This window comes from Blautia difficilis (assembly GCF_014297245.1).
GTDB classification, from domain to species: domain Bacteria; phylum Bacillota; class Clostridia; order Lachnospirales; family Lachnospiraceae; genus Blautia_A; species Blautia_A difficilis.
The window spans coordinates 1-590 of sequence record NZ_JACOQG010000103.1; the positions used below are offsets into that span (position 1 = coordinate 1).

A 590-nucleotide genomic window follows, 5' to 3' on the forward strand; every position below is an offset into this window, starting at 1 on the left:
TTTTTCCCATGCCAGATATGGCAGGTCCCCACATTACAGGTAGTCCGCTGTATATCTGCCTGCATCTATGCAGCCATTAAGAGTCCCATCTCAGAACTGAGTTCCCTTAGATCTGCATAAACACATGAGGTTCTACGCTTTACTGCAGGGACTTTTGCCTCCAGCAAAGACCTTTCCGTTGCCGGAAGGGGTTTTAAAAGTTCACGGATAAAATATCTGGCCCCGATATTATAAGAAGCTGACAAGTCACAGTTATATCTTTTTCCCGTCTGAAATGTGCAGAGGCTGTGATTTCTCCAGTCACGCAGGACTATCCCTGATCCATCATACGCAAGCCTGCTCGTATTCCATGCACAGATCCTGGATATGCGCATCCCTTTCCTGTGTGCCTGATGTTCACAACGTTTCTGGATATCCCGTTTTCTCCAAAGCTGCAGTTTCTGCCTCTTACTTCCCGATATCTTTCCGTTCATTTCCAGATACTCAAATACGATCACATCTGCATGATTCTCCCATGCATATTCTGCAACTGCCCCTGCGATCTTTCTGCTTAATTCTATATTCAGACGTCTGGTGTATGCCCACCTTTC

General features: G+C 45.9%; 1 pseudogene. It reads right to left on the reverse strand.

Going from position 1 to position 590, the window contains the following annotated elements:
* Positions 1-65: 65 nt before the first annotated feature.
* Positions 66-590 (reverse strand): annotated as a pseudogene (locus H8Z82_RS17520) (IS200/IS605 family accessory protein TnpB-related protein); the annotation flags it as partial.